Here is a 17,682-nt window from a genome sequence, read left to right as displayed (position 1 = left end):
CAAGGCGAACAGGCCGGTATTGGGGCGTCAGGATTCGTAGAGAGCCTGCAGACGGTCGGCGAATTTGTCGATGACCACTTTGCGCTTCAGCTTCATGCTCGGCGTCAGATCGCCGGACTCGACGGTGAATTCGCGATCGGCGATCGTGAACTTCTTGATCTGTTCCCAGCGATTGAGTTCGGTGTTCAACGCGTCGATGTAACCGGCGATCAGCTGCTGCGTCTTGTCGTCGCGCGCGATGTCGGCGAAAGACTTGCCCGCCAGGCCGTTCTTGTTGGCCCAGTCGGTGATCGCCTCGCTGTCGAGACTGACCAGCGCGACACAGTACGGCTTGCCCTCGCCGTAGACCACGATCTCGCTCACGTACGGGCAGCAGCCCTTGAAGCGCGCGTCGATCGCGGACGGCGCGACGTATTTGCCTTGCGAGGTCTTGAACATGTCCTTCTTGCGGTCGGTGATCCGCAGGAATCCGTCGTCATCCAATTCGCCGATGTCGCCGGTGTGGAACCACCCGTCCCCGTCGAGCGCCTCGGCGGTGGCGTCCGGCAGGTCGTGGTAGGCGGTCATCAGACCCGGACCCCTGAGCAGGATCTCGCCGTCGTCGGCGATCTTCACATCGGTGGCGGGGAACGGCCAGCCGACCGTCCCGAACCGATACGCGTTGGGGCGGTTGATGAATGACGCGGCAGCGGTCTCGGTCAGCCCGTAGCCCTCCAGCACGATGATGCCGACGGCGTCGAACCACTGCGCGACGTCGCGGTCCAGCGCGGCGGCCGCGGAAACGAAGAACCGCAAGCGCCCACCGAACCGTTCGCGGATGGTGGTGAACACCAGCCGGTCGGCGAGCCTGTAGGCCAGTGACGACGCCAGCGAAGGCTTCCTCCCGGACTGTCGCGCCTCCGACACCTTCTTGCCGACCCCGATCGCCCAATCGAAGATGATCTTCCTGAGCCTGCCGCGTTCGGCGGCCATGTCCTGAATGCGGGCATGCGCCTTCTCGAAGATGCGCGGAGCCGCGCCCATGATGGTCGGTCGCAGGGCCGCGAGATTGTCGATGATCCGCTCCACGCGGCCGTCGATGGCGGTGGGGAAGCCGATCTGCAAGGGCAGCGCCAGCATCACCTTGCCGAACGCGTGCGCCAGCGGCAGCCACAGGAAGTTCAGGTCGTCGGGGCCGAGGATGCCCAGCGAATCGATGGCCGCGGCGGTGTACGTCCATGCCCCGTGCGTCAGTCGCACGCCCTTGGGCCGACCTGTGGTGCCGGAGGTGTAGATGAGGCTCGCCAGGTGGTCGGGACCGACGGCCGCGATCCTGTCGTTGACGGCATCGGGCGTGTCCGCGAGCAGTTGCTTGCCCAACAGGTCGAGGTCGGCGAGGGAGATCACCCAGTCGCCGTCGCCGTTGCCGTCGATCATGACGACCTTGCGGACGTCGGGCAGTTCGGCCCGATGCTCGATCAGCTTGTCGAGCTGGCTCTGGTTCTCGGCGACCACCACCCGGCTCCCGGAATTGGCGACGATGTAGGCGACATCTGTGGCGTTCGTCGTGGGGTAGACGGTGGTGGTCGCGGCGCCCGCACACATGATCGCGAAGTCGGCGAGGACCCACTCGTAGCGCGTCGCGGAGGCGAGCGCGACCCGGTCCTCCGGTGCGATTCCCAACGCGATCAGCCCGGCGGCCAGGTTGTTGACCCGTTCGCCGACCTGCTGCCAGGTCACGCTGGCCCAGGTGTGGTCCTGCGGATAGCGGAAGGCCTCCGCGTCGGGGGTCGCCGCGACGCGGTTGACAAACATCTGTGCCACCGACGGTGCGCGGTTCTCGATCTTGCGGAAGTCGGGCCTCTCCATCGAGGCCAGTGGTGCATTCATAGCGCGAATCCATTGCTGCCGGAACGGATACCGATGACGTGGTGCACCGGTATAACGTCGATCCTGCGGAGCGTGGCGGCTATGCGGTAGTGACGAAAGTCACGTGGGGGGCGGCAAACGTCCCCGCCGCGCTACATCCGATCCGACCGGTCAGTCGGCCAGGGCGATCTCGATGGACAGGCACTCACCGAGGGCGTGCGCCGCGGACCAGTCTTCCCCTCGAACCGCGCGCTCGAGGTCGTCAACCAGCGGGCTGTGCGCACCGAGCTCCTCCAACCAAGCGGACACGGTGGCGGGTATCTGGTGGGCGGGCACTCGGGCAACATGTCCCTCGTGGAGGCGATCGGTCAGCTGATAGATACGGGCCGCCGGCCGGCGCTGTGGCCAATGCTGCCGCCACTTCGCTGTATTCATGTTCCCCTCCCCGTTCGCCTTCTCGATCCATCCGACCAGCCTCGAGGGCCCGGCCGTAGAGGCCAAGAGCACGTTCACCGAAAGGCTTTGGTCTCGGTTCCGATCTGCCGAAGTCCCAGTCCGACAGGGTCTTTTGTCACAGCGGTCACCTACTTCCTTCTCCGGCGATGGCGGTGCGGCTCGCGTACCGTACATCGGGGAGGACGCATCGCCACGTTACCCGTTCCGGGACCGCAAAATTACGAAATTGGCGAGATGACCGCTTTAGCAATGGATTCGCAATCGGGGTGTGATTCGGGCGGGAGATCCGAGCTGACAGGTGGACCGATGTGAGGGCTGTCCGCGCCGAAGAACTCGCGGCGCTGCCCGTGTTCGCCGATATCCCGGCCGAGGACCTCAAGGCGTTGGCCCACCTTCTCGAGCCCCTGCACGCGGTAGCCGGCGAGGTCCTGATGCGGCAGGGGGAACGGGCGGAGTCTTTCGCGATCATCGCGTCCGGCCGCATCGGGGTGCGGCACGTCGGATCAAAGGGCCGTGTCACGCTCACCGAGCTGTCCTCCGCGACGATCGTCGGGGAGATCGCGTTGCTGCGGCACGCCACCAGGACCGCAACCGTGACGGCGGTCCAGGACGTGCGCGGGTACATCGGATACGGCGCCGCCTTCGACCGCATGCTGGCGATGCCGGTCATCGCCGACCGCATGCTGCGCACCGCGCGGCAGCGGCTGGCCGCATACGTCGCCCCGATCCCGGTGACGATCAAGGACGGCGCGGTGCTCTCGCTGCGTCCGGTCCTGCCCGGTGACGCCGAGCGGTTCAAGAGCAGCGGCTCGTTCTCCCGGGAGACGCTGTACCGGCGGTACCAGGGCGGCGCGCCCACCGATGCGCGCCTGACCTATCTCTTCGAGGTCGACTACGTCGACCACTTCGTTTGGGTGGTCACCGACGGCGCCGCAGGCCCGGTCGTGGCGGACGCCCGCTTCGTCCGGGATCAGGACGACCCCGCCTCGGCGGAGGTCGCGCTCACCGTGGCGGACGGCTACCAGGGTCGGGGGATAGGCACGCTGCTCCTCGGCGCACTCGCGGTCGCGGCGCGCGTCGACGGCATCAAGCGCTTCCACGCCCGCGTGCTGTCCGACAATCCGCCCGCGCGCGCGTTGGGGGACAAGGTGAACGCGCATTGGGCGCACGAGGAGCCGGGCGTGGTCACCACGACGGGGGAGATCCCGCGATATCGGGATCTACCCCTCGATCGCGTTGTGTATCAACAGATCCGGCAAGTGGCCCGCCAGGTGATCCACGCGTTCGACTAGGGCGGCCCGCCTGGGCGGGTTGTCTACTCGCCGTGTTTGCTCACGGCGTGGCCGGCGCTGCGGACCACGCTGCGGAAGAACTCCATGCGGGCGGTGACCAACTCGTCGGCCAGGTCCAGGGCGGCGTCGACGACGGTCTTGCGGCGCGACTGCTCGGGGAGCACGGGGCTGATCTGGTCGACGAATTTGCGGACCGCATCGATGGCTTGCTTGCGGCCGGTTTCGACGGATTCCAGCACGTCATCGGACAGTTCGGCCCAGCGCGGTTCGGTCTTTTGCGGTGCCTCGGTCATGATCGGACTCCTAGGGAGCGTCTGAGGTGCTTGTGGCGGCTCCGACGTTACGACCGCCCGGCGAGCGGCGCGAGTGACGAAAGACCCTTCGCGCCTGGTCATAGGGCCCGGGCCGGTTCCGCAACGTCGGCTTGTCGGGCAAGGACTTTCGCGGGGGCGACCGGGCCGTAAGTCCCTAACCCGCCGATTTCAGCGCCTGCTAGTTTGCCACCATGGCCGTACCGACCGACGACGACGGCGTTTCCCGACGCTCGGGGGGCGCGTTGCCGTTGAGCCCACCCGCCGGTGTCGGCTTGAGCAGCGCCGTCAAGCCGTTCACGAGCACCGGTCGCTACCTGGCCGAGTCGTGGCGCGACTACCTCGGCCAAGCGCCCGACGAGCTTCCGATCGCGCGGCCCACCCTGGCCCTGGCGGCGCAGGCGTTTCGCGACGAAGTCGTCCTGATGGGCCTCAAGGCGCGACGCCCGGTCAGCCGCCCCGAGGAGTTCGCGCGCATCACGGACGAGGTCGTCGCCGGGCTGACGTTCTACGGCGAGCGCGGATGGCTCGACCATCCGAAGAGATTCTTCGGTGCACCCCCGCCGCTTTCGGACCTCACGGTGCACGAGGTCAAGAAGGGCAGGCGATCCTTCTACCGCATGTCTTTCGACAGCGGGTACCGCCCGCGGCCGGGGGAGCCCGGCGCGGATCGGTGGATGAGCTACACCGCGAACAACCGCGAGTACGCCCTGTTGCTCCGCCATCCGCAACCGCGGCCGTGGCTGGTCTGTATACACGGCACGGAAATGGGCAGGGCCGCATTGGATCTCGCGCTGTTCCGGGCCTGGCGGTTACACGCCGAACTCGGACTGAACGTCGTCATGCCGGTCCTGCCGATGCACGGGCCCCGGGCCCGGGGCCTGCCGAAGGGGGCGGTGTTTCCGGGGGAGGACATCTTCGACGACGTGCACGCGACGGCGCAGGCGGTGTGGGACATCCGGCGGTTGCTGTCCTGGATACGCCGGCAAGAGCCGGAATCCCAGATCGGCTTGAACGGGCTGTCGCTCGGCGGCTACATCACCGCGTTGGTAGCCAGCCTCGAGGCGGGTCTGACCTGCGCGATCCTCGGTGTCCCGGTCGCCGACCTGGTCGGCTTGCTGAGCCGGCACTCCGGGCTGGGCCCCGACGATCCCCGGCGTCAGACCTTCGAACTCGCGGAGCCCATCGGGCGGATGACGTCGCCGCTGTCGCTCGCACCGCTGGTCGGAAAGCCGGGGCGTTTCATCTACGCCGGTGTCGCCGATCAGGTGGTGCACCCGCGCGAGCAGGTGGTCCGCCTCTGGGAGCACTGGGGCAAACCCGAAATCGTCTGGTACCGCGGCGGTCACACCGGATTCTTCCGCGCGCGACCGGTACAGCGGTTCGTCGAGGCGGCGCTGCAACAGTCGGGCCTGCTGAATGGGGCCATGACCGAGCGCGACCGCCCCGCTTAAGTCGCGGAGGCCGAGATGAATCCGCTGGATCCGCTGGACGCGGCGATGATGACCGCGGAGTGGGTGTCCAGCCCGATGCACGTCGGTGCCGTGCTGATCCTGTCGCCGCCCGACGACGCCGGGCCCGACTACGTCGACGACCTGCATCGGAGGACGCTCGCGGGCAACGATCCGATCGATCCCAGGCTGCGCAAGTACCCGCACCGCGGTGTGGACACCGGCGGCATGTGGGTGTGGCGACACATGGATCCCGTTGACGTGAGCCAACATTGCCAGCGTCGCACGGTGTCCGGTGACGGATTCTGGCGGCTGATCGGGGAACTGGACGCCCTGCGGCTGGACTGGACCCGGCCGATGTGGATGTCCTATCTGATCGACGGCCTCGACGACGGCCGCTTCGCCTTCTACATCAAGGTGCACCACACCGTGACCGACGGGGTGGCGGGTTTCCAGATGATCACCGACGCGCTGAGCGCTGATCCCAGCCGCCGCTCGATGCCACCGTTTTACGCCGACTGCCGTCCCGAGCCCGCGCCCCCGTCGTCCGGCGGGCTGGTGTCCCGCCTGGTCGCGCCGCTGCGGTCGCTGACGGGCGCGGCGGCGTCGGGTGCGGGGCTGATCGGCAAGGTGGCCACCGGCGAGATCGCCACCGTGCTCGACGCCCTGGTGGGGCACACCACCGCGTTGCCGCTCGGGGCGCCCTACACGCGGTTCAACGGGCGCCCCGGCCCCGAACGCGCGGTCGCCGCCGGCAGTTGGGCCAAGGAGCGCATCCACGCCGTGCGTCAGGCGGCCGGCGTGACCGGCAACGACGTGCTGACCGCGATGGCGGCCGGGGTGGTGCGGCGGTGGTTGGGCGATCACGGGGAACTGCCCGATCGGCCACTGGTGGCCGCCTGCCCGATCACGGTGCGCGATCACGAGCACGATTCGGCAGATGACCAGCATGGCAACAAGTTTGGTCTTTGGATGTGCCCGTTGGGCACCAACCTGGACGACCCGCTGGCCCGGCTGGATGCGATCCATCGATCGATGTCCGAGGGCAAGCGCTGGGTGGGCAAGCGCGGCGCGGCGGCGTCACTTCTCACCAACGCGGGGAGCATCGCCGCGACGGCGATCGGTCCGCTGCTCCCGTTCACGCCGAAAATCCGCACCGGATACAATCTGCCGATCTCGCATGTCCGCGGGCCGGCGGCCGAAATGTATTGGAACGGCGCGCGAATCGAGGAGATGTATCCGGTGTCGACGGTCTACGACGGTCACGCACTCAACATCACGACGTGCTTGTACGCCGACCGGGTCGGATTCGGCTACGCCGCGGGTCGTGACGTCGTACCCGACATCGAGAACTTCATCCCGCTGACCGAGGAGTGCCTGGCCGAGCTGGAGGACGCTCTCGCGGTGGGCTGACCGCGGGACGTGAGCGGGAGCAACGGTGTGACCGTCGTGGCGGGAATCGGCGGAGCGTCGATGTGGTCCGAATCGTCCCGATTTGCTTGCGCCGCAAGTTTAATGGCGCGCCAGCCGGGGGGCCCGACCGACCTGGCCCAGGATGCGCTCCAAGACGGCGTTGGACAGGTCGCCGTCGTCGGCTACGCGAGACAGGCCGCGGCGGCGCAGGAACGTGTCGAGGCGTCGATCGGGGGACCAGTCGGCGTAGATCGGGCCGAGATACCGCGACTGAAGGAACTCGCAAGCCAGGGCGTCCACGTCAGAGTCCGTCAACAACAACGGTGGGATACCACCCATACCCGCGATGCTCCTTTGTTCAGCCGGAACCGCATGCCAAATTACGTGACACGGCGCCGGTAGTCCGTCACGCGGAGATTGCGGATCGGGCCCAAAGTCATCACCGCCCCCGCCGTCCGGCGGCTTGATCGACGTTCGCCGGGGTCCAACGGCCCTAGTGGTAACAGTCGCGTCGCACTACCTTCGGACACGAGGCGGCAGTCGGGCCGCTTCCCTCAACGACTTTGGAGGTTCGAGGTGCGCGACGCGATCCCAATCGGGCGGATCGCCGGCTTCCCGGTGAAGGTCCACTGGAGCGTGCTGGTGATCCTGTGGTTGTTCACCTGGAGCCTGGCCAGCATGCTGCCCGGCAGCGTCAAAGGGTATTCGCCCGTCGCCTACTGGGTTGCCGGGGCGTGCGGCGCGCTGGTGCTGTTGGCGTCGCTGGTGGCGCACGAGCTCGCGCATGCCGTCGTCGCCCGCCGCGCGGGGGTCCCCGTGGGCAGCGTGACGCTCTGGCTGTTCGGCGGAGTCACCACCCTTGGCGGTGAGGCGAAGACGCCGACGGCGGCGTTCCGGATCGCGATCGCCGGGCCGGCCACCAGCCTCGCGCTGGCCGCCGTCTTCGGCGGCCTGGTCGCTGTCCTGCCGGAGGTGGGCGCCGCGCCGATCGCGGTCGGCGTCGCCTCCTGGTTGGCCGGCATCAACCTGCTGCTGGGCCTGTTCAATCTGTTGCCCGGCGCACCGTTGGACGGTGGCCGGGTTTTGCGGGCCGTCCTCTGGCGCCGCCACGGCGACAGCGTCCGCGCCAGCATCGGCGCCGCCCACGCCGGGCGGGTGGTCGCCTTCATCCTGATCGGGCTGGGGCTGGCCGAATTTCTGCTCGGCGGTGTGGTGGGTGGGGTCTGGCTCGCGTTCATCGGCTGGTTCATCTTCGCAGCCAGCCGCGAAGAGGAGACGCGGATTGCGACCCAGCAGATGTTTGCCGGAGTGCGCGTCGCCGACGCGATGACCGCCCGCCCGCACACCGCTCCCGGGTGGATCACCGTCGACGATTTCGTCCAGCGCTATGTGCTCGGCGACCGGCACTCCGCGTACCCCGTCGTCGACCAGAGCGGGACCATTTCGGGTCTGATCACCTTGCGGCAGTTGCGTGATGTCGCACCCGAGCGGCGCGCCACCGCCACCGTGGCGGAGATCGCGCAGCCGCTGCAGGAGGTGCCCTCCGGCGCACCGCAGGAGCCGCTGACCACCCTGCTGGAGCGGATGGCCCCCGCCGGCCCGCGCAGCCGCGCCCTGGTTTTCGACGCCGGCCAGGTCGTCGGCATCGTGACACCGACCGATGTGGCCCGGCTCATCGAGGTCTACCGGCTCGCCCACCCGGAAGGCGCGAAACCCGCTTCGGCTCAGAGCATTTAAACGAAGGCGCTCGACATCGGGGTTTATGGGCGCCGGTGGCCTTCGCCGGGCCGGGCCCGCGGCCAGATGCGCGCCACCGGGTCGCCGCCGCGGTCCGCCGCGGGAAGCCGAGCGACGGTCGGCGGCCTGACCATCAGAAAGCCTGTCGCACAGGGTCTTCCAAATGAGCCCCGGCCGGTGCTCCCGATTGCCTCGTTTTTACAAGTACTATTGTGTAAACTGTCGGGCATGACGTACGTGATCGGAAACCCGTGCATCGATGTGTTGGACCGCGCCTGTGTGGACGAGTGCCCCGTTGACTGTATCTACGAAGGTGGCCGGGCGCTCTACATTCATCCCGACGAATGCGTGGATTGCGGAGCGTGCGAGCCGGTGTGCCCCGTGGACGCCATTTACTACGAAGACGACCTGCCTGGCGAGCTCAAACCGCACCTGGCCGACAATGAAGCGTTCTTCACCGAAACGCTGCCGGGGCGAGACGCCCCCCTCGGGTCACCGGGTGGGGCGGCCAAGTTGGGTCCGCTCGGTGTAGACACGCCTTTGGTGGCCGCTCACCCGAGGGCCGACCAAGCGGAAGGAGCGTGAGGGACCCGTGAATGTGCCGCGCACGTCGGTCGGGGAGTCCGCCAGCCGCCGCCGCGAGGTGCTGCGGGTGCTGCGGACGTCGCCCGACCCGATGAGCATCGCCGCTATCGCCGACGTGCTGGGCGTGCACCCCAATACCGTCCGATTCCACCTGGACAGCCTTGTCGGCGACGGGCAGGTCGAGCACGTCGAGCTGGACCGCAAGGGGCCGGGCCGCCCACCGTTGATGTTCCGTGCGGTCCGCCAGATGGACCGCGGCGGGACGCGGCACTATCGCCTGCTCGCCGAGGTGCTTGCCACGGCGTTCGCCGGTGAGCCCGACGCCGGCGCCAAGGCGGTGGCCGCGGGGCGGGCCTGGGGGAGAAAGCTCGATGCCAGCCTGCAGTCGGTTCCGATGAATTCCCCCAGCGCCGACGACGCGATCGACCACCTGGTCAACATGCTCGACGAACTCGGCTTCGCGCCCGAGCGCCGGGCGGCCGACGGGGAGCAACAGGTCGGGCTGCGGCACTGCCCGTTCCTGGAACTGGCCGAGAACCGGACGACCGTCGTCTGTCCGGTGCACCTCGGCCTCATGCAGGGCGCCATGGAGACCTGGGGTGCGCCCGTCTCGGTCGACCGGCTCGAGGCGTTCGTCGAGCCCGATCTCTGCCTGGCGCACCTGAAGCCGCAGAAGGCCGCCAAGTGAGCACCGGCCACGCGGTGGCCGTCGCGGTGACCTTCGTGTGGCTCGGCATGGTGCTGGCGATCTCGTTCCTGGAGGCCCCGCTGAAGTTCCGCGCACCGAATGTGACGTTGCAGGTCGGGCTCGGCATCGGGCGGCTGGTGTTTCGTGCCCTCAATACCGTCGAGGTCTGTTTCGCGCTTGTGCTGTCGGCGATCGTGGTCGCGGGCCCGACGCCGGCGGGTGTCGCCGCGGCGGCTTTCGTCGCGGTGGGAGCGCTTGCCCTGCAGCTGATCGCCGTGCGCCCCCGTTTGACGCGCCGCTCCGACAGCGTGCTCGCCGGGTCCGAAGGGCCGCGCTCGCGGGCCCACTACGGCTACGTCGGCTTCGAGGTGGTCAAGGTGGCCGCGCTTGTCGCGGCGGGGATACTGCTACTGACGGGGTGATCGCGTCCGCTCAACCACAAAGGACTCAGCTATGGAATCGATTTCGTTGACCAGCCTCGCGTCCGAAAAGCTGGCCGAGGCCAAGGAAACCCACAGCGGCCGGGCCGCCCACACCATCCATGGGGGCCACACCCACGAGCTCCGGCAGACTGTGCTGGCTTTGCTTGGCGGGCATGAACTTTCCGAACACGACAGCCCCGGCGAGGCGACGCTGCAGGTGCTGCAGGGCCACGTGCGCCTGACCGCCGGTGATGACGCTTGGGAAGGCAAAACCGGCGACTACGTCGCGATCCCGGCGGAGCGGCACGCCCTGCGCGCGGTCGAGGATTCGGTGGTCATGCTGACGGTGCTCAAGACCCTGCCGTCGGCTCACTAGCCGCATGCTTTCGACGCCCTGGTCAAGGGAATTCGGGCTGCGGGTACCGATCGTCAACGCGCCGATGGGCGGGGTCGCCGGGGGCCGGCTGGCCGCGGCGGTCACGGCGGCCGGCGGCCTGGGCATGGTCGGCATGGGCAGCGTGGCGACGAGGGAACTGCTGAAAACCCAGCTGCAGCACGTGCGTGGGACGTTCGGCATCGGCCTGGTCGATTGGGTGATGCGTACCGAGGCGGGCCTGTTCGAGGATGCCCTGGCGGCGCGTCCGGCCCTGCTGTCGGTCAGTTTCGGGACCGACTGGTCGTGGGTCGCGAAGGCGCACGACGCCGGAATCCCCACCGCCACACAGGTTTACGACGGCCTCGGCGCTCTCCAGGCGGCCGACGCGGGCGTCGACATCCTGGTGGCCCGCGGATCGGAGGGCGGCGGGCACGGTGAGACGACGCTGGCGACGCTGCCGTTGCTGGACACCGTGTTGGACGCCGTCTCGGTGCCTGTCCTCGCGGGGGGCGGCGTGGCGTCGGCGCGCAGCCTGGCCGCCGTGCTGGCCGCCGGGGCGAGCGGGGCGTGGGTGGGCACCCGCCTGGCCGCGTGTCCGGAGGCGCTCTCCGGTGACGGCAGCCGCCGTGCGCTGATCGCGGCCCGGGCCACCGACACCGCGGTCACCCGGGCCTTCGACGTCGCCCAGGCGCGGCCGTGGCCCGCGCGGTTCCCGTCGCGGGTGTTGACCAACGACTTCGTCGAGCGCTGGACCGGCAAGGAGGACGCGCTCAACCCGCAGGCCTGCGACGAACTCGAGGCCTCGATCGCCGCCGACGACCGCCGGGTCGCCCCGGTGGACGCCGGTCAGGGCGTCGGGATGATCCGCGACGACGCGTCGGTGGCCGAGGTGATCGACGAAATGTGTTCGGGCGCAGAGTGTTTGCTGGCTCGCTGGGGTTCCTAGCGTCCACCCGCGACGCTGGCGTGTCCCCCGCAAGCGGGCGGAGCCCCGGCTCGACGGCGGGAGCCACGCTGGCCTGACGCTCGGCGGCGGGAGACACGCTCGCGTGACACTCGGCGGCGGACGCCGGCGCTGCCGGCTCAGACCCCGCGCAGATAGCGTTTGGCGATGAGGCGCTGAGCCACCGACACCACGGGCCTGGCGGCCTTGCTCCACCAGGTCGCCGGCCGCGAGAACGCCGTCACCTCCGCGAACACCGCGGAGGTCGCGGGGTCCCGCCGGACGACGAACCGTTCCTCGCCTGACTCCGGATGTCCGGGCAGTGTGCCGTAGGCGAATCCGCGGATGTCGGGCTCGTCGATGACGTACACCACCCGGCATGGCGCGGGCAGAAAACCCATGCGCACCACCACGACCGTGCCGACCTCGGCAACCTCAGAGCTGGCCCGCACCCGCAGGCCGGCGCCGTGCTGCATGCCCCAGCGCATGACGGCGTCGGCGGCGCGTTCGAAGCGCTGCTGCCCGGTGCCGATCTGCTTCTCCGTGTGCAGGTGGCCGTATCCGGCGGGCAAATTGCCGGATGCGGTCGCCCCCACCTCGGGGTAGGTCAACGGCAGTTCCTCGAGCGCTCCCAAGTCCACCCGTCCAGCTTGCCACGCCGAGATGGGGCCACATTTACGGCGTACGGTCGTAAAAGTGACCGCACAAAACTCCGAAACCGTTGCACCAAAAAGCCAAGCGTCCGGAACGTTCACACTCGGCGGCGACCTGACCATCAACCGGCTCGGCTTCGGTGCCATGCGCCTGACCGGCAAGGGCGTCTGGGGCCCGCCCGCCGACCGCGACGAAGCGGTCCGCGTGCTGCGGCGCGCCGTCGAACTCGGCGTGAACTTCATCGACACCGCCGACTCGTATGGCCCGTACATCGCCGAGGAGATCATTCGCGAGGCGCTGCATCCCTACGACGGCTTGGTCATCGCGACCAAGGCGGGTCTGCTGCGCACCGGCCCCGACGTCTGGATCCCACTGGGCAACCCGAGCTATCTGCGCCAGGAATGCGAGATGAGCCTGCGCCGCCTGGGCGTCGACACGATCGACCTGTTCCAGCTGCACCGCATCGACCGTGACTTCCCGCTGGCCGACCAGGTGGGCGAGCTGCTGGCGCTGAAGAACGAGGGCAAGATCCGCCACATCGGCCTGTCCGAGGTCAACGTCGATCAGCTCACCGAGGCCCAGCGGATCACCGAGATCGTCTCGGTGCAGAACATGTACAACCTGTCCGCCCGCGGGGCCGAACCGCTGCTGGACGCCGCGACCAGCCAGGGCATCGGCTTCATCCCGTGGTTCCCGCTGGCGGCCGGGCCGCTGGCCGCCCCCGACGGCCCGCTGCAACGCATCGCCGGCGAGCACCACGCGAGCGCGTCCCAACTGGCGCTGGCCTGGCTGCTGAAACGGTCGCCAGTGATGCTGCCGATCCCGGGCACGTCCAAGGTGGCGCACCTGGAGGAGAACGTCGCCGCCGCCCAGATCGAGCTGAGCGACGACGAGTTCGAGGCGCTGTCGACCGCCGGAGGTCAGAACACCGTCTGACCACCGGATACGGTGTCCGGGTGAGTAGCGGACAGGCCAGGCACTCTGGCGGCGGGTTCAACCCGCCCGAACCGACGACCAAGGGCGGTCCCGACTACGGCCGGTTCATCGAGGCCGTGCGCAAGCTGCAGGACCACGCTCGCGCCGTCGACGCCCCCGACCAGGTGATCACCGAGGCGGCGAACCAGCTGGAGAAGCTCTCGGAGTTGCTCGCCCCGTACGACGCCGACGAGTGGGCGGCGCCCTCGGGCCGCCGCATGGACCTGCCGATGCGCGGCAACGTCCTGACGGTTCCCATGTCCGCCCGCAGGGGTGACGACGGCCGCGTGCACGGCTGGGCGCGTTTCGCCCGGTTCCATCTGGGGCGCAACGGCGCGGTGCACGGCGGTTCGCTCGGCATGCTGTTCGACACCGTCCTCGGCCTGACGGCGGTTCTGCTCACCGGGAGCCGGCGCCAGCGCACGGCCTACCTCAAGATCGACTACCGCAACATCGTGCCCATCGAAAAGGAGCTGCAGTTTGACGCCGGCGTCGACCGGGTGGACGGGCGCAAGATCTTCGTCTCCGGCCGGCTGACCGACGGCGACACGCTGCTGACCGAAGCCGACGCCCTGTTCGTGCGGCTCAAACCCGGCCAACCCTAGCGCGATGTTGCATCGAACACCGTTGCACCGCAGCAATTTCGGTGAGACCCGGTGGTCGTGCGCCCAGGCGCGTCGGCCCGGTCTGCGCGGATACCCGGCCCGGCCGGGGAAAGGGGTTTCGGTGTGACGCCCGCCGGCCTGACAATGGCGGACCTGTTCCGTGCGGTCGACCTGACCGGGGTGTTCGGCAACGCCCTGCTGGCCGGCGTGATCGCGCGGAAGGAGAAGCTGGACCCCGTCGGGTTCGCGGCCCTCGCCGTGTTGTCGGGTCTGGGGGGTGGCATGCTCCGCGACACTCTGCTGCAGCGTGGCACCCCGGTCGCGCTCACCGACTACGCCTATCTGCTGACCGCCCTCGCCGGGGCGGCGTTCGCGTTCGCCTTCCGGGTCGAGGGCCGGGTGTGGAACTGGGTATGGCCGATCGTGGACGCGCTGGCATTGGGATGTTGGGCGGCAACCGGTGCGCACAAGACGCTGGCCGTGGGGCTCGGCTGGCTGGCGGCGCTGCTGCTGGGCACGATCTCCGCGGTCGGCGGCGGAGCGACGCGGGACATCGTGATGCGTCGCGTCCCGGGGATCTTCGGCGGAAACACCCTGTACGCCACCTGCGCCCTCGCGGCGAGCGGCGTGCTCGTGCTCTTCAACTACCGCGACCACCCAACCCCCGGGCTGTTGGTGGGCACACTGACCGGGACGGTGCTGTGCTGGCTTGCTCAGTGGCGTGGCTGGATGTTGCCCGCCGTGGGTGCCTGGTCGCCGCCGACGCTTTTCTCGCGGCGGCGCTCCCGCCCGCCGGCGCCCCGGGACCACCAGACGGAGGAGGGCCTCAACGATGGGGACAGCCGCTAACTCGGTGTTCACGCGGGTGCTCGCGGGGCTGCGTGACGCCCGTGCCTGGCAGGAGGAGTTCTACCGCAATCTGCACCAACACCCGGAGCTGTCACACCAGGAACGCGAGACCGCTGCGGCCGTGGCCCGGCGGCTGGGTGGCTTCGGCTACGACGTGCACGACGGCATCGGCGGCACCGGCGTCGTCGGGATTCTGCGCAATGGCGACGGCCCGGCCGTGTTGTTGCGGGCCGACATGGATGCGCTGCCCGTCAAGGAAGACACCGGCCTCCCGTATGCCAGCAACGCCACCGCCACCGATGCGGACGGCAACCGGGTATCGGTGATGCACGCCTGCGGCCACGACGTGCACGTGACCTGCCTGCTCGGGGCGGCCGCGCTGCTGGCCGGTGCCCGCGGTGAGTGGAAGGGCACCGTGATCGCCTTGTTCCAGCCCGCCGAGGAGGTCGGTGACGGCGCCCGCGCCATGCTCGACGACGATCTCGTAACGCTGGTCGGCCGTGTCGACGTCGCCCTCGCCCAGCACGTCCTGCCTTTTCCGGCCGGTCGGGTGGGCACACGACCCGGGCCCGTCCTCTCCACCGCGGACAGCATGCGGATCACCGTGTATGGCCGCGGCGGCCACGGCTCGATGCCCCAGGCCACCGTCGATCCGGTGGTGCTCGCCGCCATGATCGTGATCCGGCTGCAGACCGTAGTCTCCCGCGAGGTCGCGCCGACCGATTCGGCCGTGCTGACCATCGGCCGGATCGAGGCGGGAACCAAGAGCAACATCATCGGCGACCACGCCGTGCTGGAGCTGAACCTGCGCGCCTTCAGCGAGCAGACCCGCGGCAGGGTCCTGGATGCGATCCGGCGCATCGTGACCGCCGAATGCCAGGCGTCCGGATCCCCGATGGATCCCGACTTCGAGCTTTTCGATCACTATCCGGCGACGGTCAACGATTCCACGGTCACCGAGCGGGTGCGGGCCGCGTTCGACGATTTCTTCCGCGAGCGATCATGCGAGCTGCCGCTGCAGGCCGCGAGCGAGGACTTCAGTGACATTCCGACGGCGCTGGGGACGCCCTACTGCTATTGGGGTATCGGCGGCGCCGATCCCGACACCTATCACCAGGCGGTGAGCGCGGGTCGCGCCAGCGAGGACATCCCGGTCAACCATTCGCCCGCGTTCGCGCCGGTTATCCAGCCCACCCTCGACACCGGGACCCAGGCGCTGACGGTCGCCGCGCTGGTTTGGCTTGCGCCGTCATAACCGTTGGGCGGCAACCGCATTGGGATCTTCATCGGCCCCGCCGGTCTCAGAGCCGGGTGGTCGGCAACGTCACCTCTTCGTGATCGAGTTCGCGTTCGAGCACCCGAAGGCTCCGATCGGGCAGCATGCCCGCGTCACGCCAGCGCACGAGTTCGTCGCGCTCGGCATCGATGGCCACCCGCCGGATCGCGACGGCCGCCTCGTATTCGGGATAGTTCGGTACGTCGTCGGAATCCGACAGCAGATCGAGCCGACGTTGATACCGCTCGAGCCGGGCACGCAACTGCCTTCGCACAACGTCGATCGCCCTGGCGTCCGCTTCGCTTTTGTGACCCAGCTCGTCGAGGGTCTCGAGGGCGGCGCGGACGGCGGCCGTGCGCGCCCGATTACGCAGGCGCACTTCGTCCACGGCCTTCGCGTGAACGCCGAGGGCACGCACGACCGGCCCGAAAGTGCTGCCCTGCCCGATCAGCGTCACCAGCACGACCACCAACGTGCAGAACAGCAACAGATCCCGGACGGGAAACCGTGCGCCGCTGTCGGTCGCGAAGGGCACGGCGAAGATCGCGGCGAGGCTGACGACGCCTCGGGTGCCGGCCCAGCTCAGTACGAAAATCTCACGGCCACTGAGTCTCTCGGCGTTGCGGTCGCGCCGGGGAGGGGCTTGGGCCGGCTCGTCATGGTCGTCGTCATCGTCGGCGGTCCCCGTGACGTTCCCGAGCCTGGTGTGCAGTGACCGGGGCAGTGACTGCGTGAGCATCAGCCACAGCGGCCGCACCAGCAGCACCGCCGCGGTGGTCACCGTGGTCGCCACGACGATGGTCGACACCGGGTAGCCGCGCAGGCCGTCGAGGATGGCCGGGAACTGCTGACCGATCAGCAGGAAAACGAGGCCCTCGAGGAGGAAGTTGGCCAACCGCCACACGGCCCGGGTCTGCAACCGGCTCGCCCCGGACTCCGACCGGGGCGAGTCGTGTCCGACGACCAACCCGCACACCACAACCGCCAGCACACCCGACGCGTGCACCTTCTCGGCCGCCAGATAGGCCAGGAACGGTGTGGCCAGCGAGATCGCGTTGGCCGTCATCACATCGTGCGGCAACCGCCGCAACAGGCGGCGGCACCAAGCGAACACCAGCCCGATCGCCAGGCCTCCCACGGCGGCCAGGGCGAACTCCCGGATCGCGAACGGGAACGAGAAGTCCGCACCCCTGGCCACGGTGATGGCCACCGACAAGGTGGTGAGGGCCGTCGCGTCGTTGAGCAGCCCCTCACCTTCGATGAGGGTGACGATGTTGAGCGGCAGGCCGACCTTGCGGGCGACCGCGAGCGCGGCCACGGGGTCGGTGGGTGCCACCGCCGCGCCCAGCACCGCACCCGCCGCGAGCGTCGCACCGGTGACCAGCAGGGCGAAGGCGGCGCCGACCGATGCCGCGGTCAGCAGAACGAGGATGACCGACAGGCTGATGACCGTGCGCAAGTTGCGGCGTATCCCGACCAGCGACGACTCCAGCGCCGCGTTGTAGAGCAAAGGCGGCAATATGCAGGTCATCACGATGTCGGGCCGCAGGCCGACATTCGGCCCGGGCAGCAACCCGTAACCGATGCCGACGAGGGTGAGCAGGCCCGCGCTGGGGAGTCCGGTGCGGTCGCTGACCCAGTTCATCACCACGATGGCGCCGACGGCGGCGAGCAGCAATGCCAAAGCCGTCTGCGCCCCCACGGTCCCATTCTGCCGACAATTTGCTGCGGGCGTCGTCGCCGCGCGACGTTGCCGCACTGCTCGACGGCCCTGCTTGGCCGCGGGGCGCCCCGATAGCAT

At 69.0% G+C, this 17,682-nt stretch carries 19 protein-coding genes; 13 read left to right on the top strand and 6 right to left on the bottom strand.

Annotation, left to right across the window (positions count from 1 at the left end):
* Nucleotides 1–27: 27 nt before the first annotated feature.
* Nucleotides 28–1,869, bottom strand: coding sequence for a long-chain fatty acid--CoA ligase (locus A5691_RS03035; protein ID WP_067780584.1), 1,842 nt, complete (start codon nucleotides 1,867–1,869; stop codon nucleotides 28–30).
* Nucleotides 1,870–2,019: 150 nt separating this feature from the next.
* Nucleotides 2,020–2,283, bottom strand: a complete 264-nt coding sequence (locus A5691_RS03030; RefSeq protein ID WP_067751785.1) for a hypothetical protein — start codon at nucleotides 2,281–2,283, stop codon at nucleotides 2,020–2,022.
* 329 nt (nucleotides 2,284–2,612) lie between these two features.
* Here A5691_RS03030 and A5691_RS03025 point away from each other — a divergent pair, with 329 nt between their 5' ends.
* Entirely contained in the window at nucleotides 2,613–3,596 is a 984-nt protein-coding gene (locus A5691_RS03025) for a GNAT family N-acetyltransferase (RefSeq protein ID WP_068018743.1), read from the top strand.
* A gap of 23 nt (nucleotides 3,597–3,619) precedes the next feature.
* Here the strand turns inward: A5691_RS03025 and A5691_RS03020 are convergent, their stop codons facing one another.
* Nucleotides 3,620–3,889 carry a hypothetical protein gene (locus tag A5691_RS03020; protein WP_067751683.1) on the bottom strand — a complete coding sequence of 90 codons (270 nt, stop codon included), beginning with the start codon at nucleotides 3,887–3,889 and terminating at the stop codon, nucleotides 3,620–3,622.
* 212 nt (nucleotides 3,890–4,101) lie between these two features.
* On the opposite strand from A5691_RS03020, the gene A5691_RS03015 reads away from it, so the two are divergent.
* Together A5691_RS03015 and A5691_RS03010 are read left to right on the top strand one after the other, a co-directional pair.
* A complete protein-coding gene (locus A5691_RS03015; RefSeq protein WP_068018736.1) occupies nucleotides 4,102–5,361 on the top strand; it encodes a S9 family peptidase in 1,260 nt (419 codons plus the stop codon).
* A 15-nt stretch (nucleotides 5,362–5,376) separates the two neighbouring features.
* A complete protein-coding gene (locus A5691_RS03010; protein ID WP_067751689.1) occupies nucleotides 5,377–6,771 on the top strand; it encodes a wax ester/triacylglycerol synthase family O-acyltransferase in 1,395 nt (464 codons plus the stop codon).
* A gap of 99 nt (nucleotides 6,772–6,870) precedes the next feature.
* Here A5691_RS03010 and A5691_RS03005 read toward each other — a convergent pair whose 3' ends face one another.
* Complete coding sequence (locus A5691_RS03005; RefSeq protein WP_197508501.1) at nucleotides 6,871–7,086, bottom strand: hypothetical protein; 216 nt, start codon at nucleotides 7,084–7,086, stop codon at nucleotides 6,871–6,873.
* A gap of 261 nt (nucleotides 7,087–7,347) precedes the next feature.
* On the opposite strand from A5691_RS03005, the gene A5691_RS03000 reads away from it, so the two are divergent.
* The 6 genes from A5691_RS03000 to A5691_RS02975 all read left to right on the top strand — a co-directional run bounded on the left by A5691_RS03000 (nucleotide 7,348) and on the right by A5691_RS02975 (nucleotide 11,525).
* Nucleotides 7,348–8,508 carry a site-2 protease family protein gene (locus A5691_RS03000; protein ID WP_067751695.1) on the top strand — a complete coding sequence of 387 codons (1,161 nt, stop codon included), beginning with the start codon at nucleotides 7,348–7,350 and terminating at the stop codon, nucleotides 8,506–8,508.
* 228 nt (nucleotides 8,509–8,736) lie between these two features.
* Nucleotides 8,737–9,093, top strand: coding sequence for a ferredoxin (fdxA, locus tag A5691_RS02995; protein ID WP_067751698.1), 357 nt, complete (start codon nucleotides 8,737–8,739; stop codon nucleotides 9,091–9,093).
* Between the two features lie 7 nt (nucleotides 9,094–9,100).
* Complete coding sequence (locus tag A5691_RS02990) at nucleotides 9,101–9,781, top strand: metalloregulator ArsR/SmtB family transcription factor (RefSeq protein ID WP_067890127.1); 681 nt, start codon at nucleotides 9,101–9,103, stop codon at nucleotides 9,779–9,781.
* Complete coding sequence (locus A5691_RS02985; protein ID WP_067751704.1) at nucleotides 9,778–10,203, top strand: hypothetical protein; 426 nt, start codon at nucleotides 9,778–9,780, stop codon at nucleotides 10,201–10,203. Before A5691_RS02990 ends, A5691_RS02985 begins: the two co-directional genes overlap by 4 nt.
* Nucleotides 10,204–10,234: 31 nt before the next feature.
* Nucleotides 10,235–10,579, top strand: coding sequence for a cupin domain-containing protein (locus A5691_RS02980; protein ID WP_067751707.1), 345 nt, complete (start codon nucleotides 10,235–10,237; stop codon nucleotides 10,577–10,579).
* Between the two features lie 4 nt (nucleotides 10,580–10,583).
* On the top strand, nucleotides 10,584–11,525 hold the full coding sequence (locus A5691_RS02975; RefSeq protein ID WP_067751710.1) for a nitronate monooxygenase family protein: 942 nt from the start codon (nucleotides 10,584–10,586) through the stop codon (nucleotides 11,523–11,525).
* A gap of 137 nt (nucleotides 11,526–11,662) precedes the next feature.
* Here A5691_RS02975 and A5691_RS02970 read toward each other — a convergent pair whose 3' ends face one another.
* Nucleotides 11,663–12,163: a DUF1990 family protein gene (locus tag A5691_RS02970; RefSeq protein ID WP_067751713.1), complete on the bottom strand. Its 501-nt coding sequence runs from the start codon at nucleotides 12,161–12,163 to the stop codon at nucleotides 11,663–11,665.
* A 55-nt stretch (nucleotides 12,164–12,218) separates the two neighbouring features.
* On the opposite strand from A5691_RS02970, the gene A5691_RS02965 reads away from it, so the two are divergent.
* From A5691_RS02965 to A5691_RS02950, 4 genes are all read left to right on the top strand, one after another.
* Nucleotides 12,219–13,112: an aldo/keto reductase gene (locus A5691_RS02965; RefSeq protein WP_067751717.1), complete on the top strand. Its 894-nt coding sequence runs from the start codon at nucleotides 12,219–12,221 to the stop codon at nucleotides 13,110–13,112.
* Between the two features lie 20 nt (nucleotides 13,113–13,132).
* Nucleotides 13,133–13,756, top strand: coding sequence for a PaaI family thioesterase (locus A5691_RS02960; protein WP_067751720.1), 624 nt, complete (start codon nucleotides 13,133–13,135; stop codon nucleotides 13,754–13,756).
* A 123-nt stretch (nucleotides 13,757–13,879) separates the two neighbouring features.
* Nucleotides 13,880–14,605 (top strand): trimeric intracellular cation channel family protein, encoded by a 726-nt coding sequence (locus A5691_RS02955; RefSeq protein ID WP_156670024.1) that lies wholly within the window; start codon nucleotides 13,880–13,882, stop codon nucleotides 14,603–14,605.
* Nucleotides 14,606–14,621: 16 nt separating this feature from the next.
* Complete coding sequence (locus tag A5691_RS02950) at nucleotides 14,622–15,860, top strand: amidohydrolase (RefSeq protein WP_197694456.1); 1,239 nt, start codon at nucleotides 14,622–14,624, stop codon at nucleotides 15,858–15,860.
* 46 nt (nucleotides 15,861–15,906) lie between these two features.
* Here the strand turns inward: A5691_RS02950 and A5691_RS02945 are convergent, their stop codons facing one another.
* Nucleotides 15,907–17,682, bottom strand: coding sequence for a sodium:proton antiporter (locus A5691_RS02945; protein ID WP_068018731.1), 1,776 nt, complete (start codon nucleotides 17,680–17,682; stop codon nucleotides 15,907–15,909).

The sequence above is a fragment of the Mycobacterium sp. E183 genome, assembly GCF_001667735.1.
Taxonomy (GTDB): Bacteria; Actinomycetota; Actinomycetes; order Mycobacteriales; family Mycobacteriaceae; genus Mycobacterium.
This window is presented reverse-complemented; position numbering and strand designations above follow the sequence as displayed.

Excerpts from the sequence above, each read along its gene's own strand:
- A5691_RS02980 (WP_067751707.1), top strand. The coding sequence starts at position 10,235 with ATGGAATCGATTTCGTTGACCAGCCTCGCGTCCGAAAAGCTGGCCGAG.
- A5691_RS03010 (WP_067751689.1), top strand. The coding sequence starts at position 5,377 with ATGAATCCGCTGGATCCGCTGGACGCGGCGATGATGACCGCGGAGTGG.
- fdxA (WP_067751698.1), top strand. The coding sequence starts at position 8,737 with ATGACGTACGTGATCGGAAACCCGTGCATCGATGTGTTGGACCGCGCC.
- A5691_RS02945 (WP_068018731.1), bottom strand. The coding sequence starts at position 17,682 with ATGCTATCGGGGCGCCCCGCGGCCAAGCAGGGCCGTCGAGCAGTGCGG.
- A5691_RS03015 (WP_068018736.1), top strand. The coding sequence starts at position 4,102 with ATGGCCGTACCGACCGACGACGACGGCGTTTCCCGACGCTCGGGGGGC.
- A5691_RS03020 (WP_067751683.1), bottom strand. The coding sequence starts at position 3,889 with ATGACCGAGGCACCGCAAAAGACCGAACCGCGCTGGGCCGAACTGTCC.
- A5691_RS03030 (WP_067751785.1), bottom strand. The coding sequence starts at position 2,283 with ATGAATACAGCGAAGTGGCGGCAGCATTGGCCACAGCGCCGGCCGGCG.
- A5691_RS02975 (WP_067751710.1), top strand. The coding sequence starts at position 10,584 with ATGCTTTCGACGCCCTGGTCAAGGGAATTCGGGCTGCGGGTACCGATC.
- A5691_RS03035 (WP_067780584.1), bottom strand. The coding sequence starts at position 1,869 with ATGAATGCACCACTGGCCTCGATGGAGAGGCCCGACTTCCGCAAGATC.